The organism is Salinimicrobium oceani, assembly GCF_012037645.1.
Map to the genome: position 1 here is coordinate 1 of NZ_JAAVJR010000655.1, position 444 is coordinate 444.

Annotated in this window: 1 protein-coding gene; it reads right to left on the minus strand. The window is 44.8% G+C overall.

Annotation, left to right across the window (positions count from 1 at the left end; genetic code table 11):
- Positions 1–444, minus strand: a 444-nt coding sequence (locus HC175_RS18730; protein WP_168139709.1) for a coproporphyrinogen III oxidase, incomplete at both ends; no start/stop codon positions are given.

A 444-nucleotide genomic window follows, 5' to 3' on the forward strand; every position in this document is an offset into this window, starting at 1 on the left:
GACGGCTTTAGATAATCAAAGAATAAACCTCCGATTCCCCGGGCTTCACCTCTGTGGGAATTATAAAAATATTTGTCACACTTGTTCTTAAAGTCTCGGTAAAATTGTGGATCATGCCTGTCACAGGCTGCCTTGCAAATCCGGTGGAAATGTGTTGCATCCTCTTCAAAAAGATAATAAGGTGTAAGATCCTGTCCGCCACCAAACCAGCTATCCACAGTGTTTCCGCTTTTGTCATACATTTCAAAGTATCTCCAGTTGGCGTGCACCGTGGGCACCATTGGATTTACCGGATGCAATACCAGACTAAGACCGCAGGCGAAAAAATCTACATCGCCTACTCCAAAATGCTTTTGCATGGCAGGTGCGAGTGGGCCATAGACTTTAGAGATGTTCACGCCTCCTTTTTCAAAAACAGCTCCATTTTCAATTACACGGGTACGG